Origin of the sequence: Bacillus sp. 7884-1 (assembly GCF_002272245.1) — a bacterium.
Classification (GTDB): Bacteria; Bacillota; Bacilli; order Bacillales; family Cytobacillaceae; genus Neobacillus.
Map to the genome: position 1 here is coordinate 1 of NZ_NPDD01000067.1, position 16,259 is coordinate 16,259.

At 40.3% G+C, this 16,259-nt stretch carries 13 protein-coding genes; all 13 read right to left on the minus strand.

The window, feature by feature from the left end; all coding sequences use genetic code 11:
* Nucleotides 1–112: 112 nt before the first annotated feature.
* A complete protein-coding gene (locus CHI06_RS09035) occupies nt 113–1,252 on the minus strand; it encodes an HAD family hydrolase (protein ID WP_095248161.1) in 1,140 nt (379 codons plus the stop codon).
* Between the two features lie 238 nt (nt 1,253–1,490).
* A complete protein-coding gene (locus CHI06_RS09040) occupies nt 1,491–1,799 on the minus strand; it encodes a DUF3870 domain-containing protein (RefSeq protein WP_095248163.1) in 309 nt (102 codons plus the stop codon).
* Between the two features lie 15 nt (nt 1,800–1,814).
* Nucleotides 1,815–3,023, minus strand: coding sequence for an acyl-CoA dehydrogenase family protein (locus CHI06_RS09045; RefSeq protein WP_095248164.1), 1,209 nt, complete (start codon nt 3,021–3,023; stop codon nt 1,815–1,817).
* Nucleotides 3,024–3,035: 12 nt separating this feature from the next.
* Nucleotides 3,036–4,220 carry a CaiB/BaiF CoA transferase family protein gene (locus CHI06_RS09050; protein ID WP_095248166.1) on the minus strand — a complete coding sequence of 395 codons (1,185 nt, stop codon included), beginning with the start codon at nt 4,218–4,220 and terminating at the stop codon, nt 3,036–3,038.
* A 164-nt stretch (nt 4,221–4,384) separates the two neighbouring features.
* Nucleotides 4,385–5,806, minus strand: a complete 1,422-nt coding sequence (locus CHI06_RS09055; RefSeq protein ID WP_142300935.1) for an NAD-dependent succinate-semialdehyde dehydrogenase — start codon at nt 5,804–5,806, stop codon at nt 4,385–4,387.
* Between the two features lie 42 nt (nt 5,807–5,848).
* Complete coding sequence (gene gabT / locus CHI06_RS09060; RefSeq protein ID WP_095248169.1) at nt 5,849–7,216, minus strand: 4-aminobutyrate--2-oxoglutarate transaminase; 1,368 nt, start codon at nt 7,214–7,216, stop codon at nt 5,849–5,851.
* Between the two features lie 32 nt (nt 7,217–7,248).
* Nucleotides 7,249–8,622: a putrescine aminotransferase gene (locus CHI06_RS09065; RefSeq protein ID WP_095248171.1), complete on the minus strand. Its 1,374-nt coding sequence runs from the start codon at nt 8,620–8,622 to the stop codon at nt 7,249–7,251.
* 22 nt (nt 8,623–8,644) lie between these two features.
* A complete protein-coding gene (locus tag CHI06_RS09070) occupies nt 8,645–10,117 on the minus strand; it encodes an aldehyde dehydrogenase family protein (protein ID WP_095248204.1) in 1,473 nt (490 codons plus the stop codon).
* 205 nt (nt 10,118–10,322) lie between these two features.
* Nucleotides 10,323–12,458 carry a sigma 54-interacting transcriptional regulator gene (locus CHI06_RS09075; protein ID WP_095248173.1) on the minus strand — a complete coding sequence of 712 codons (2,136 nt, stop codon included), beginning with the start codon at nt 12,456–12,458 and terminating at the stop codon, nt 10,323–10,325.
* Nucleotides 12,459–12,562: 104 nt separating this feature from the next.
* On the minus strand, nt 12,563–12,811 hold the full coding sequence (locus CHI06_RS09080) for a hypothetical protein (protein ID WP_095248175.1): 249 nt from the start codon (nt 12,809–12,811) through the stop codon (nt 12,563–12,565).
* 23 nt (nt 12,812–12,834) lie between these two features.
* Nucleotides 12,835–13,125, minus strand: a complete 291-nt coding sequence (locus tag CHI06_RS09085; protein WP_095248176.1) for an SAV0927 family protein — start codon at nt 13,123–13,125, stop codon at nt 12,835–12,837.
* A 27-nt stretch (nt 13,126–13,152) separates the two neighbouring features.
* A complete protein-coding gene (locus tag CHI06_RS09090) occupies nt 13,153–14,442 on the minus strand; it encodes a Glu/Leu/Phe/Val family dehydrogenase (RefSeq protein ID WP_095248178.1) in 1,290 nt (429 codons plus the stop codon).
* 212 nt (nt 14,443–14,654) lie between these two features.
* Nucleotides 14,655–16,001 carry an APC family permease gene (locus tag CHI06_RS09095; RefSeq protein WP_218833091.1) on the minus strand — a complete coding sequence of 449 codons (1,347 nt, stop codon included), beginning with the start codon at nt 15,999–16,001 and terminating at the stop codon, nt 14,655–14,657.
* Nucleotides 16,002–16,259 lie beyond the last annotated feature (258 nt).

Here is a 16,259-nt window from a genome sequence, read left to right on the forward strand (position 1 = left end):
CAAAGGCTGAATTATTCATTCAGAGGGCATCAGATCCACTATCTATTTATGATGGAGTAACAGGGTAACCCATTTTAAACCCGAAAACAGAGGGATTGCATGGCAATCCCTCTTAGTTTTTCTCGATAATTCCCCTCACATCAAGTACTGTATCGAGAATATAGTCTGCCTCGTGCTTTTCAAAGGTACTTCTTGCATCTTTTCCAGATAATCCTGTTAATACAGCAGCAAACTGGCATCCCATTTTTCTCGCAGCCAGCAGGTCTGCCAAAGAGTCGCCCACCACTAGGACCTCTTCACCGTTTTCAATTGGAAGTGATGTATTTAAACAATCCTCGACTGAAGTTTCTCTGCCCTTAAGACCCAAAATGTACGTAAACGGTTCTGGTTTTGACAGTGACCTTCTTTCATTTAATCTCTTTTCTGCCTTAAGTACATCATCTGCCGTGACAATATGATTGATATCAAAGTGTTTAAGCCAGTCTAAGTGTTGGAAGGGTTGAATGGTTTCCAGCTCAGGTCTCCCCGTTCCAATCCCGATCTTTACCCCAGATTCCCTAAGGAATGAAAAGAGTGCTTCAATCTCTGCTTTAGCTGCTAATGTGGTTTCATTTGCTAAAAAGCCTTTCTTTCCCAGCTGAACAGAAGGTCTGCCAGTGGATTTTTCCACATTGTCATCGCCAACGTACCATTCCTGACACGTATGCTCACATACTGACCATAGCTCGCTAATTCCACTAAAAATGGTTGTTTGAACCCCAAGTTTCTCTTCCGTTAATTGATTTAGATAATTGAACAATTCTTGCATTGTTTCCGTTGACCTTTCAAAATCAGGAACAAATCGATCGAAATCTAAGTTAACTTCATAATTATGTAGTACCCCGCCTATTTCAAGCAAAACTTCACTATTAATTGGTTCTAGCAGCCACCCTTTTATTCTATCCTTCTCGTTTTCCTTAATTTGGGATAAAAGATGAATGAATTGATGGCCAAAGGACAAATAAATCATATCCCAGTTCGCATTAAGTCCCCTTGACTTCATTAGCTTAAGAACCTCATCCTTTTTCCCAAATACAGTCTCACGGATTACCTTTATCTCTGCTGGGCTATAATCTGTTTTGTATTTTTTAGGTGCCATAGCCAAATAATTATTACTATTTAACAATTCCCAAACGGTTAAGGCTGATGCATCAAAGTAATGCTCCTCACTTAACAAAACTCCATCAACATCAAATAATATTGTTCCAATCATCTAAAACACCCTCTTCTCCCTGTCCACTTTATTCCGTTATCGTAACACAGCAAAGACCTATATTTAAAGTAAATAATGATTGAAAAAACATGTAATTTTCACAAGGTAATTAATTGTTTTATATTAAGTAGTGTACAATTCCATATGTATGATTTAATTACAACCTTAAAAAAGTAAATGAAAAAAACACTGAAACTCAAAAACAGCTTAACACTTTAGTTAAGCTGTTTTTGAGTTTCTATTCGCTATATTGACTGTATAAATCTTTTACTGCTGCTATAAGTGCATTGACTGCTTTCCCCCTGTATCCCTCTCTTATCATTTCAACAATCTCATCAATCCCATCCTGTAAGCTGTGACCCTTTAATATTTGTTGAATATATTCTCTTCCATGGTCAGTGGCAAGGGTGCAGGAGGACTGGATAATGACCCCATATTTTTTATCAATCTCAACGGTAATCGTTAAAGAGTCAAATACACTTTGGGCTGCCATCCCCTGCGGCAAGCGGGAATGACCAGCGAGAAAATAGGTTTTTACCCCTGACATATATTCACACCTACCCTATCCTTTTATTAAAATCTCTTCAAATGGCCAGGCTGGCAGCATTTTTCGCAGTGGTTTATCTTCGCGGTAACCAAGTGCATATTCCCCCTGCATAATGGTGTGAATTTCTCTTGTTCCCTCATAAATAACGGGTGCCTTTGCATTCCGTAAATAGCGCTCAACCGGGAATTCATTTGAGAAGCCGTAAGCACCGTGTATTTGCACGGAATCGTTGGCTGCTTCATAGGCGGCATCACAGGAAATCCATTTTGCCAATGAAGTTTCCTGCGTGTTGCGTTTACCGCTGTTTTTTAACCAGCCAGCTTTAAAGACTAACAGACGGGAAATCTCAAGGTTTGCAGACATTTTTGCGATCATTTGCTGGACGAGCTGATGCCTTCCGATTTCTTTGCCAAAAGTTTTTCGTTCCTCACAGTATTTTACACTTGCCTCAAGCGATGCCATGATTGTTCCGCATGCCCCCGCAGCAACAGTAAACCGTCCGTTATCAAGCGCGGCCATGGCAATTTTAAAGCCCTCGCCTTCATAACCAATCATATTCTCTGCTGGAACCCGAACATTGTCTAAAAACACTTCACCCGTATTTCCTGCGCGGATGCCAAGCTTTCCTTTAATCGCTTTTGTCGACACCCCTGGGAAGGTTCGTTCAACAATAAAGCAGGAGATGCCTTTATGCTTCGCTCCCGGATTCGTTTTGACGAAAATCAAGAAATGATCGGCAACATCACATAATGAAATCCATGTTTTCGAGCCATTTAATAGATAGTCGTCTCCTTCTTTTACAGCGGTAGTCTCCATTGCCGCTACATCAGAGCCAGCGTTTGGTTCTGTGAGCCCAAATGCCCCAATTTTCTCACCCTTTGCCTGCGGAACAAGATACTTTTGTTTTTGTTCCTCTGTTCCCCATTGCAAAAGCGTCATACTGTTTAGGCCCGTATGAACGGAAACCGCGGTACGGAAGGCAGTATCCCCCCGCTCTAATTCCTCGCAAATGATTGCGAGCGTATTGTAATCCATACCAACACCGCCATATTCCTCAGGGATACATACACCCATAAGCTGCAATTCGGCTAAGCGCTTCATAATATTGGTTTCAAAATGCCCCTTCTCATCCCACTCCTTAATAAAAGGAATAATTTCACGATCAACAAATGATCTAACAACCTTCCGTACGCTTTTATGTTCTTCGGTATATGAAAAATTCATTTAATTTTCCCCCTATATAATTTGGTTTAGTTTCATAGCTTGAATTTCAGATCTAGAATATCCCAGTTTTATTAAGACTTCGTCCGTGTGTTCGCTGAGCAATGGCGGATGACGATTGATGTTTACTCCCGTTTTTGAAAACTTTAATGGCGAACCGACCAGCTTTAAATCAGGTATTATCGGATGCTTTACATCTACAACCATATTTCTTGATGCTGCCTGATCCGACTCTAATGCTTCTTTGACATTATGAATCGGCCCATTTGGGATCCCTGCCACATCAAGAAGCTGTTTCCATTCTGCTCTAGATTTCGTTTTGATTTTCTTGGCAATCAAGTTTATTAACTCGTCCTTATATTGCAGCCTGCCGGTGTTGGTTTCGTACTCATGTGAATGCAGTGATGGGTCCTCAAGGAGAACGGACAGCTTTCTATATTGCTGGTCATTTCCAACCGCAATCACAAAATCACCATCGCTGGCCGTGAACACCTGATAGGGAACGATATTGGGATGGGCATTGCCAAGACGTTCTGGAACCTGACCGGAACATAAATAATTACTGGCAACATTCACCATTGCAGCCAGCTGGGAATCAAATAAGGAGATATCTACTTCCTGTCCCTCTCCTGTTATGTTTCGATGGTGAATCCCCCCTAAGACTCCGATACAGGTATACAACCCGGTTAGTACATCAGCAATTGCTACACCGACTTTGAGAGGCTCGGCGTCCTTGTCTCCGGTAATACTCATTAATCCTGACATTGCTTGAATAATGTAATCATAGCCGGGCAGATGGGAGTATGTCCCAGTAGAACCAAAACCGCTGATTGATGCCAGTATAATTCCTTTATTACACTTTTTCATTTCCTCGTAACCGAAGCCCAGCCGCTTGAGAGTTCCTGGTTTAAAATTCTGAACAACTACATCCGCATCCAAAACAAGTTTTTTTAAAATTTCTATACCTTGTTCCGACTTCAAGTTTAGTGTGATTCCTTGCTTATTTCGGTTGGCGCATAGGTAGTAGGCACTTTCACCTTCCACAAAAGGCGGTCCCCATCCCCTCGTTTCATCTCCTGTATCAATACTTTCAATCTTTATTACTTCCGCTCCCATATCTCCTAAGATCATCGTGCAATATGGTCCGGCTAAAACTCTGGATAAATCGATAACTTTCATCCCATTCAATGGTCCCGGCACTCCTGCCCCACCTCATTTTTAATAGAAATTTTAAAAAAGCCAGTGAAATCTTTCAATGACAAATAAAGTCACTGAAGGTTTCACTGGCAATTTATTCGTGAATCTTCCTCTGGCTGGAGGATGAAACGAATTTGGCAGTTTCCTATTTAGTTACAAACTGAAAACTATATATCTAACCCTATTGAAATATATTTTACTTCTAAAAATTCTTCAATTCCGAAGTGACCGCCTTCACGGCCAAGACCGCTCTCTTTATAGCCGCCAAATGGAACTTGAACAGCTGATGGCAGGGCATCATTAAGACCAATGATTCCGTATTCGAGTTGTTCTGTGATTCTAAAGGAACGGCTTAGATTTTCTGTATAAACATATGCCGCTAATCCAAAGCGGGAGTTATTTGCCCTTTCAATCACTTCTTCTTCTGATTTGAAGGTCGAAATCGGTGCCAGCGGTCCAAAGATTTCATCCTTCATACATTCCATATCGTCGTGAATAGCAGTTAAAATTGTCGGGGCATAGAAATAGCCATTATCTTCAGCAGGTTTAAGCCCGCTGTAAGTGACTTTTCCTCCCTTTTTAACTGCATCATTCACAAGAGCTTCTACTTTTTTATAAGCTCCCTTATCAATTAATGGTCCGATATCAGTACCTTCTTCAAGTCCGTTTCCAACCTTAAGCTTTTCTAATTCTGCCTGGAAAAGCTCAATGAATCTATCAGCTATTCCTTCTTGCACATATACACGATTCGTACATATACAGGTCTGACCTGCATTCCGGAATTTCGATTGTACCAATCCCTCTGCAGCCTTCACTAGATTCGCATCATCCATGACAATAAATGGGGCGTTTCCTCCAAGCTCCAACGATACCTTTTTAACATTTTCAGCAGCACCGCGCATCAACGTTTTTCCTACTTCAGTCGATCCTGTAAAGGTTATCTTGGTTACTCGGTGATCCTTCAGCCAAGTTTCGCCGATTTCCGCTGACTTGCCGGTGATTACATTGATTACACCATTAGGGATTCCTGCTTCATGTGCAAGTTCCACCATCTTTAACGCGGTAAGCGGTGTCTGATTGGCTGGTTTTACCACGCAAGTACACCCTGCTGCGAGTGCTGGTGCTACTTTTCTAGTAATCATGGCTGCAGGGAAGTTCCAAGGAGTAATCGCTGCAACCACCCCAACCGGTTCTTTTCTAACAAGAATTCGTTTATTTGGTTGGGATGCTGGAATTGTTTCTCCATAGATTCGTTTCCCTTCCTCCGCATACCATGAGATAAAGCCGTTGGCGTATTGAACCTCACCCAATGCTTCTTTTAATGGTTTACCCTGCTCCATCGTCATAATCCTGGCAATTTCATGTTTGTTCTCATCAATCAATTGATACCATTTCATCATAAGCTGATAGCGTTCGTCAGCTGTTTTTTTCGACCAAGTTTTAAATGCCTTGTGGGCCGCATCAACAGCCTGCTCCGCTTCATAAGCACCACCGGTGGGCACTGCTCCTAAAACTTCCTTTGTTGCTGGGTTAATAATCTCGGTAAACACCTCAAAATCATTCCCCACCCATTTTCCATCAAGATACATTGGATAGATTTGATACTTTTGCGTAACGATGTCCATTTTGTTTTACCTCCCAACCGGAACAGCAGAGTTGTTCAAATATACAGCCTCAAAGCTTTCCTCAAGAATTTGTAATCCTTCCTCCAACTGCTCATCTGTAATGGTTAACGGCATTAGAAGGCGGATAACGTTACCATTTAGCCCTGCGCTTAGTAACATCAGCCCCCGCTCACCTGCGACTTTAACTATTTTTCCAACTGCTTCTTTATCAGGTGTTTTACTGTGACGGTCTTTAACTATTTCCATTGCACACATGGCGCCAAGACCACGGACATCCCCAATGCTATCGAAAAGTTCAGCAAGCTCTTTCATTTTCCCAGTTGCTCTCTTACCTATCTTTTGGGCCCTTTCATTAAGGTTTTCACTCTCAATGATATCGAGGACGGTAAGTGCTGCCCTGCAGCCTAGTGGACTTCCAGAATAGGTTCCGCCTATCTCGCCAACATCTGCTGCGTCCATAATTTCCGCCCGGCCAATGACCCCGCTAATCGGCACTCCTGCTCCCATTGATTTTGAAATGGTGATTAAATCTGGCACAATTCCAAAATGTTCAATTGCAAAATATTTACCGGTACGGGCGAACCCCGTTTGAATCTCGTCAGCTACAAACAAAATTCCATACTGTGTACAAATTTCTCTAACTCTTTGAACAAACGCTTTATCTGGAACGATAAACCCTCCCTCTCCTTGAACGGGTTCCATTACAACCGCAGCGATCGTTTCAGGGGCGACTTCCGCCAGTAAAAACGTTTCAAATTGCTCAATAATCATTTCATTGTATTGTTGTTCACTCAACCCCTCAGGGCGGCGGTATACATATGGATATGGCGCCTTGTAAACTTCTGGAGCAAACGGTCCAAAGCCGAACTTGTATGGCTTGACCTTACTCGTCATCGTCATGGTCATTAACGTTCTGCCGTGGAATCCTCGTGTAAAGGAAATAATTCCTTGTCGTTTTGTATATTTTCTAGCGATTTTCACGGCATTTTCAACTGCTTCTGCACCGCTGTTAAAGAAAGCTGTCTGCTTATTAAAATCACCCGGTGCAAGCTGACACAGCCTTTCTGCAAGATTGATATAAGATTCATACATCATGACATTAAAGCCCGTATGGATAAATTGACTTGCCTGCTCCTGCAGGGCTCTGACTACTCTTGGGTGGGAATGGCCGACATTTACTGTTCCAATCGCTCCAGCAAAATCGATAAAAATATTTCCGTCCACATCCTCAACAAGAGAACCATGTGCCTTTTTCACAAATGAATGACAATTATTACTGATTCCCTTTGGGACATATTTTTTTCTCAACTCTAGTATTTCTTTTGATTTTGGCCCGGGTATTTCTGTTAGAAGCTTTACATATTTCTTTTCCATTTCCGTGCTCCTCCATATTAAAAGTAAAACCTCTATGCTTTTACTAGATTTAAAACTTCCTTAAAGGTGCTGATAACTTTATCGACTTCCTCATAGCTAATTGTTAATGCTGGTTCAATTCGTATCGTCTTCGAGTTGATTAATGTTCCTGCCACTAGGATACCGCGGTCAAACATTCCCTTTGAAACTTCATAGCCGATTTCATCCTTATGGAATTCGATTCCAATCATCAATCCTTGGCCCCGAATTTCAAGGACTTTATCTTCATGTCCTTGCGCTGCTTCTTTTAGTTCCTTGATGAAATATTCACCGACTACTCCGGCTCTTTCTGGTAAATTTTCTTCGATTAAAACACCAATGGTAGCAATAGCGGCTGCACATGCTAATGGATTGCCGCCAAAAGTCGTTGTATGCATAAATGGATTTGGGAACCAGCTTTTGAACACTTCTTCTCTTGCTACAATCGCACCTGCCGGCATAACACCGCCCCCAAATGCTTTTGCAAGACAAATAATATCTGGAACGACATCATACAAATCGGCCGCAAACATTTTTCCGGTACGTCCCATGCCTGTTTGGACCTCATCAAAAATTAATAGAGTACCATATTCATCACAAAGTTCACGAACCTGTTTTAAGTATCCTTCTGGTGGAAGAATGATTCCTCCTTCACCTTGAATGGGCTCTAAAATGACTGCAGCAACATCTTCCCCTACCGCTGCACAAACCTCGAATGTTTTTTTCATCATGTCAAAATCACCAAATGGTACATGGCGGAATCCAGGGATTAATGGCAGGAATGGTTTACGGAACATTCCTTTGGCCGTTCCAGATAATGACCCAAGACTTTTGCCATGGAAAGCACGTGTTGTTGAAATAAAGGTCGTTCGCTCACTATACATTTTTGCGAGCTTTAATGCTGCTTCAACACTTTCTGTTCCACTATTAGTAAAAAAGGCATATTTCAAATCACCAGGGGTAATATCCGCTAAAATTTTCGCCAGCATTGCACGCAATGGATCGAGCAGGTCTTGGCTGTGAAGGGCTTGACGCTTCAGTTGATCTGTAACTGCCTTTACGACCTTGGGATTACGGTGGCCGACATTGTAGATACCGAAGCCGCCGAGACAATCAATATATTCCTTACCGTTTACATCCTTAAAGCAGGCACCATTGTCTGACCATTCTACTGCTGCAAATTGACCATCCTTTGTTACCGATTTACGGTATGTTAAAAATCCTGGGTTAACGTGCTCACGGAATCCATCGACCGTTTCCTTTGTAATCCAGGCTGCTTCTTCCTTATTAACCTCTTTCTTTTCTATTAAACTTAAAACCTTATTAATGTATTCGCTTACTTGTTGATTCTGCTCAGTCTTTGTCTCTCGTGTTAAATCGATACTCATATGATCTCTCCTCAAAAGTCTATTAGTTTGAAAACCAGCCAATTGGCTCTACTTGTAAATTAATATTGATTTGTTTAATTTCTTGGAATTCCTCTAGCCCGGATGTTCCAAGGCTTCGTCCAATTCCACTTTGCTTGTAACCGCCCCATGGTGCTTCATTATAGGTTGGGTGATAGGAATTTACCCAGGTAATACCGGACCTTAACTTTTTAATGACTCGTAAACCCTTTGCTCCATCATTAGTGAAAACACCGCCAGCAAGTCCATAAACGGTACCATTAGCAAGCTTTACTGCATCTTCTTCATCCTTAAACTTCTGAATGACTACGACTGGTCCGAAAATTTCTTCCTGCACGATTCTCATTTTCTGCTTCACATCAACGAACACCGTAGGCTCGACAAAGTAGCCGTTATCAAGTCCATTGCTTACGATTCGGTTCCCCCCGCAGGCAACGCTAGCACCTTCCTGTTTTCCTAACTCAATATAATAAAGGACTTTTTCCAAATGTTCCCTGCTAACAAGCGGCCCCATCTCTGTTGTAGGGTCATTCCCCGGTCCTACTTTAATTTGCTTCGCTCTTTCTACAAAACGAGCGACAAATTGATTGTAAATCGTTTCTTCTACTAAAATTCTTGACCCAGCCGAGCATACCTGGCCGGCACCAGCGTAAATGCCAAATAGAGCATAATCCACAGCCGTTTCAAAATCGGCATCAGCAAAAATGATGTTTGGCGATTTTCCACCTAATTCCAATGACACCTTTTTCATTGTGTCAGCTGCCGTTTTCATGATATGTTTGCCTGTCTTTGTACCCCCGGTAAACGAAATCATATCGACTTCAGGATGGGATGCGATTTCATTACCGACAACTGGTCCGGCACCCATGACCATATTGGCTACTCCTTTTGGCAGTCCCACTTCTTCAAAGATTTCAAAAAGCTTCTTCGGTGTAACTGGTGTTACTTCTGACGGTTTAAAAACGATTGTATTACCAGCGGCTAAAGCCGGAGCAATTTTCCAAACACTCATTAAAAGTGGATAATTCCATGGGACAATCAGACCACATACACCAACAGGCTCGCGGACAACCATCGCCTGCATTGGGTCTGCTACATGATAGGTATAGCCGTCTGGCTTTGTAATCAGTCCTGCATAATAGCGGAAGCACGCTGCCGCATCGCCGACATCAAATCCAGCTTCTCTTAATGGTTTTCCATTATCCATCGTTTCAAGCTGTGTTAATTCATCTGCATATTCCTCAATTTTGTCTGCGATTTTAAATAAATAGGTGGCTCTCTCCTGGGCAGATATTCCTGACCATACACCTTCTTCGAAAGCCCTCCGTGCTGCAAAGATCGCTGCTCGTGCATCAGCAACTGTTCCTTCAGGGGCATATGAAATCACTTCTCCATTTGCAGGATTAATGACTGGACGTGTTTCCAGAGTTTCAGAGTCTGTCCATTCACCATCTATAAACATTTTAAGGTTAGCAATGCGGTTTTTTATCTCGACCATTATCAAGTCCTCCTTTATTCTCTCTTACTATCTATAGTTGCAAGAACTGTGCCAAAAAATAAAAGTGGCCATAATCGTGTGTTTACCAAAAAGAACATTTTTAGCTATTCAAAATTGCATAACTGTATTTATTTCTGCATAGATAAAAAAGCTGCTTCAGAATGTAATCTGAAACAGCTTTTATTTATATGGAAGATAAGTTTTCAATTTTAATATTTTTCTCATTTACTATTTTTTGATACTTTCTGCTAACCGAGGATTGGCTGATTCCTAATGCTTTTGCAGCCTTTGTCGTTGTTTTATATTGGTTCATAGCCAGAACAATCAACTGCTCCTCCACGTGTTCAATCGCCTCTTGCAAAGGAATTACTCTAGTAATCATAGGCTTTATCTTTTTATTATCAAAGCCCAGTGATAAAAACTGACTTACAAACTCAGCATCAATGGCAGGATGATCAGCGGTAACCACTAATCTTTCAATGATATTTTGTAATTCACGGACATTTCCTGGCCACGAATAAAATTCAAGCACATTAATCGCATCTGGTGTTAAATGATAATTTCGATCATACTTTTCATTCAGCTGCTGTAAAAAATGAAAGGCAAGTAATGATATATCCTCAGTCCGTTCCCTGAGCGGCGGAATCTGAATCGGAATAACATTTAAACGGTAGAATAAGTCTTCTCGGAAAGTCCCATTTTCCACCATTTTTTCAAGCCTTTTATTGGTAGCTGCAATAATCTGGACATTCACCTTAATAGGTACTGTACTGCCAATAGGAATAACCTCTTGCTCTTGAAGAACACGTAAAAGCTTTACTTGAAGATGCAACGGCATTTCACCGATTTCATCAAGAAACAATATTCCACCATCCGCTTGTTTAAAATAACCTTCTTTTCCATTTTTATCAGCACCTGTGAATGAACCCTTTGCGTATCCATATAATTCACTTTCTAGTAGATTTTCAGGAATAGCCCCACAATTCAGTTTAAGGAATGGCTTTCTAGAGCGCTTCCCTAGTTGGTGAATGGCTTGAGCAATCACCTCTTTACCCACACCAGATTCACCATTAAGGAGGACGGTCGATGAAAAGTCAGCAATTTTCTTAACCTGATTCATAATCTTTTCCATTTTAGGACTGCAATAGATAAGCTTTTTTAAAAAGCGATCCTTACTTTTAAAGTCATCTAATTCTTTTTTATATTGCTCCGTTATTTTCCGTATTTCCTGGAGTTCACTTTTTAAACGCGTTGTTTCTGTAATATCCCTCGAGGCAATGATAATCCGGTCCAGCTCGTTTTCTTTATTAAAGACTGGATTGCCAACGGCAAGAATTTTTCTGCCTGTTTTTGTTTCCTGGACAACGGAAACTTTTTTTCCTTTTTCGATTACTAATCTTGTTACTGACGGGGTAAAAAGCCCCTGATCCTCAAGCTGCAGAATATTTTTTCCAATCAACTCTTTAAGATCTACCCTCCAAAAATCTTGTATGATATTGTCACTGTATCTGAGCAATTCTCCTTTGGCATTAACCACAAGAATTTCATCATAAATACTAGATAATATCGCATTCAAATCTCGATTCAAATCCTTTATATACTCTATTTCGTTGGCCATATCCTCGACCATTGGCAGATCCTGAACAACAATGATCATCCCTTCAACTTCATCATCATCAGTTAAAATAGGACAATAATCAACGAGAACTCCCGTGTCATTCGTTATTTCTAGATGGTTTAATATTGTTTTTCCTGTAGCGAACACGTTGTTAATCTGTTGAGCGCTAAAAATATTTCCCCCTGGATAATTAAGCACCTGTTCAGCAGTAGATTTAATCATCTTTAACCCTGATTCATTGCAATTAATCATTTGTTTCTCTTTATCAAGTACAAAAATCCCCATCGGTATCGAGGTAAGAAGGATTTTCAATAAATCTACACTTTTATTTTCTTGTTTAAAAAGCTCCGCCAAAACATCTTCTCTTCGTATGTATCCTAACGGTTCGCCATCCTCACCAATTATGATTGCGAACGGCTCACCAATGATCTGGAACAATGAGGGGAAAGAAATATTCTTGTTAAGGAAACAAATACTTTTGATAGATTTGGCCTGACCTAGCAAAGCCTCTATGGAATAATTTTTGCTTTCAAGCAGCTCAAGTAATGGATTATTGATTGGTGCATAGGCAAATAATTGACCTTGTTTTTTTAAGAATATAAAGGGTTCTTTGCATTGTTCTAATGTCGATTTCAATGCAACTTCTTCATCTATTGTGATAGATATTATTGGCTTAATCTTATCCTTTGCGACGGAAAACATCTTTTCATCCCCCTTATCCTTATCAATCTAATATTATCACTTTGTTTCGAATTTTTTAAATAGAAAAAAAGAAGATGTGATGTCCATCTTCTTTTTTCTAGCATTTAATCACTGCCTGTTACAAATAAATCTTCTTTTATAAAGGCAAGGACCATGCCGGGAATAACATAGTCCCCTTCCTGAACCTCAAGTGATTCTACCTCACCACTTAAACCCGTTTGAATCATTTGAACTTTACCTTCGGACGTTTTAATTTGAAATAATGGTTCCCATTCATATATCCGTGTTTCACTTTGGATTGAAACTTTTTCAACCACCCCATGGCATGGACTAAGTACCACTCCAAAATACATCGTATCACTCCCCTAGTTTATTGCTAGTATTGTTCCTGAAAGGGCCCTGATTGTAATACCAAGCCAAAAAAATCTTGAAATTCTGCAATATCCTCTTCTTCTATTCCTAGTCGATTAGCCCAAAAATGAGGAGCATAGGTATCCTCTTGGCAAAGTAAAACCATATTCCCTGTTTGCATGGAAGTGACCATTGCTTTGCCATAAAAATGATTCGAGTAGCAAATGGTCAAATCGTAGCGATGATTATTTGAAATGAGACAAAAGTAATGCAGGAGTTGTTGATCTTTTTGTTCTGACAGAATATCAAGCTTCATTTCATCTTCTCCTTTCCATGAGATATTTTAATATTTCAACCAGCCTCTTAATCTCGAGGTTTCTGCCAGTTTTTTTATTCCCTCAATATAAGCAGCAATTTTCATATTCACTCCATACTTTTCAGCGGTGTTATGCACATTTTTAAAGCTATCTGTTATTTTTTCCTTTAATCGAGTATCCACCGTTTCCCCTGTCCAATAATAGCCTTGGTTATTTTGACACCACTCAAAGTAGGAAACAATTACACCACCGGAATTTGCAAGTATATCAGGGACAACTAGAATTTCGTGCTCATCCAAAATTTTTAAAGCCTCTTTGGTTGTAGGTCCATTAGCTGCTTCAATTACAATATTGCATTTAAGCTTTCTTGCATTTTGTTTGTTGATTACGCCTGAAATAGCCGCTGGAATCAGGACATCACACTCCTTTTCCAGCAGTTCCTGATTAGTGATTCTATTATTAGGTCGATTGGTTATGATACCGAAAGAGTCTCTATTTTCTAGGAGATAGGGGATATCCAATCCATTTTCGTCATATAAACCACCTATTGCATCCCCAATTCCAATTACCTTTGCCCCTAAATCAAATAAATACTGAGCCAAGTAACTGCCTACATTTCCAAAGCCTTGAATAATTACCCGCATATCCGTTAAAGGAATACTCTTCAATTCGCATACCATTTGCAGCGTATATAGTACACCTTTCGATGTAGCTGTCTCCCTGCCTTTAGATCCCCCTAAAGCAATCGGTTTCCCGGTAATAAAACCCGGCGAATCGAATTCACGAATATGGTCATACTCATCGAGCATCCATGCCATTATTTGCGAATTGGTATACATATCCGGAGCCGGAATATCTTTCGTCGGTCCGACCATTTGGCTGACTGCTCTTACATATCCCCTGCTTAATCGCTCTAACTCATCTAAACTCATTTTCCGCGGGTCACAGACAATCCCGCCTTTTGCCCCTCCATATGGAAGGTCCGTGATGCCGCATTTTAAACTCATCCAGCCAGCCAGCGCTTTTACCTCTTCTGGCGTAACATCTGGATGGAAGCGAATACCTCCCTTAGTCGGTCCTGCGGCATCATTATGCTGTGCCCGATAGCCCTGAAAAATCTCTGTTTGCCCATTATCCATGCGAATAGGAATACTCACTTCCAAAAATCTCATTGGCTTCTTTAAGAATTCGAAGACCTGAGGGGGATAGTTCAATATGTCAACTGCTTCTTTAAGGATTTCCTGAAACTCAGTAAGTGAATTATCCTTTTCCTTTACACCCTCATTCTTTTTCAAATCTAAAGATTCGATAGCCATCATAACACCTCATTTTTTATTGTTATTAATCTAATTAGCAAGTTCCGTGCCAAATGAAGAAACACCAGAATCCCAAAGCCTTATTAACATTTTTCTAACGCAATAGAATGGATATTATGAAAATATGACTGTTTTATTCAGAACTGCATACATTTGAAAAGTGAAAAAAATACGCATTCCCACGGTGGGGAATACGTATGATTTCCATCCTATTATATTTCTGCTTCCTCTGCCTTATATTGAGGAGGTGCTACTTTGAAGGCTTTTGTTAGAAATACCAGATAGACAAGTCCGATGAGGAACCAGCCGGCACCCATGATTAAAGAACTAAGCTCTAGATTGATCCAAAGGATAGCTACTGCTCCGGCTCCAAGTAATGGCATGATAACGTAATCAAAAAATCCCTTTGGAGTGCGGTGCATTTTTTCGCGGACAGCGAAATGATTAATTACCGATAGATTAACAAACGTAAAAGCCATTAATGCTCCGAAATTAATGAGTGAAGTGGCTGTTACTAAATCAAAAAACCAGGCAGATAGTGAAATCACTCCAACGATTAAAACATTTATGGCAGGTGTTCTCCATTTTGGATGTACGTATCCAAACCATTTTTCCGGGAATACTTTATCGCGCCCCATAACATACAAGAGCCTGGAAACACTTGCGTGAGAGGCAAGTCCTGATGCAAGTGTATTCACAAAGGTTGTACATAAAAAAATCGACTGAAACAGCTTCCCACCAACATAAAGGGCAATTTCAGGTAAAGCTGCCTCTGAATCAATGAAACGCGAATTATCTGGAAAAAATGACTGGATAAAAAATGAGGTAGTAATAAAAATTACCCCTCCCCATAAAGCTGTAAGGAGAATTGCTTTCGGGATTGTTTTTTCTGGATTTGGCGTTTCTTCCGATAATGTCGTAACGGCATCAAAACCAAGAAAGGAAAAGCAGAGTATCGTTGCTCCTGTTATCAGGATTGGCAGGTTCATGCCCTCAACAAAAAACGGCTGCATGCTAAAAACAGTTCCCGTTCCTTCTCCTGCATTAAGCCCTTTAATAACTAGGATTATGAAGACAACCATGATTAATATTTGTACAAGAACAAAAAGTGTATTGAAATTTGCCAGTACATTGACGCTTCGTAAATTAAGGAAGGTTACAATTCCAACAAATACTAATACCCAAATGAAATCCGGAACGGACGGAAACAAAGCATTCAAGTAAAGTTTGGTTAACAACGCATTTACCATTGGCAAGAATAAATAATCAAGCAAGGATGACCAGCCAACAAGAAAACCGAGATGCCGGTTCATTGCTTTTTGGGTATAGGTATAGGCTGAGCCTGCCTGAGGAAAAACCCTTACTAGCTTGCCATAACTAACCGCAGTGAAAAGCATACCAATTAAGGCAATAACATAAGCGGCAGGTACATGTCCGTTTGTTTCACCAGAAACAATTCCAAATGTATCAAATACTACCATGGGTGTCATATATGCTAACCCCATAATGACAACCTGCCATAACTTTAACGATCTTTTCAACTTTACGCCATTTTCCACATATCATTCCCCCTCTTATATTAAAGCGTTTTCATTCTGATGTTACCCCTTTGCCTGCTATAAATTTTTTATTCCCCCTCCACTTTCTAAATTCACTATGTATTTATGCAATTTATATGCCAAAGTTAATTTTCATTAAAATACAGTTGTGTTTATCCGTTTTTTTAAAATATTGGATTATAACGAACGGATGATAGAAGGTTTTGAATTTTGCCAATTATTCAACTATGCATACATTATTCCATAATAAATAGCGAC

Coding starts and splice junctions, on each gene's coding strand:
- CHI06_RS09035 (WP_095248161.1), bottom strand. CDS start 1,252: ATGATTGGAACAATATTATTTGATGTTGATGGAGTTTTGTTAAGTGAG.
- CHI06_RS09040 (WP_095248163.1), bottom strand. CDS start 1,799: ATGTCAGGGGTAAAAACCTATTTTCTCGCTGGTCATTCCCGCTTGCCG.
- CHI06_RS09045 (WP_095248164.1), bottom strand. CDS start 3,023: ATGAATTTTTCATATACCGAAGAACATAAAAGCGTACGGAAGGTTGTT.
- CHI06_RS09055 (WP_142300935.1), bottom strand. CDS start 5,806: ATGTATCTTGATGGAAAATGGGTGGGGAATGATTTTGAGGTGTTTACC.
- gabT (WP_095248169.1), bottom strand. CDS start 7,216: ATGGAAAAGAAATATGTAAAGCTTCTAACAGAAATACCCGGGCCAAAA.
- CHI06_RS09065 (WP_095248171.1), bottom strand. CDS start 8,622: ATGAGTATCGATTTAACACGAGAGACAAAGACTGAGCAGAATCAACAA.
- CHI06_RS09075 (WP_095248173.1), bottom strand. CDS start 12,458: ATGTTTTCCGTCGCAAAGGATAAGATTAAGCCAATAATATCTATCACA.
- CHI06_RS09080 (WP_095248175.1), bottom strand. CDS start 12,811: ATGTATTTTGGAGTGGTACTTAGTCCATGCCATGGGGTGGTTGAAAAA.
- CHI06_RS09085 (WP_095248176.1), bottom strand. CDS start 13,125: ATGAAGCTTGATATTCTGTCAGAACAAAAAGATCAACAACTCCTGCAT.
- CHI06_RS09090 (WP_095248178.1), bottom strand. CDS start 14,442: ATGGCTATCGAATCTTTAGATTTGAAAAAGAATGAGGGTGTAAAGGAA.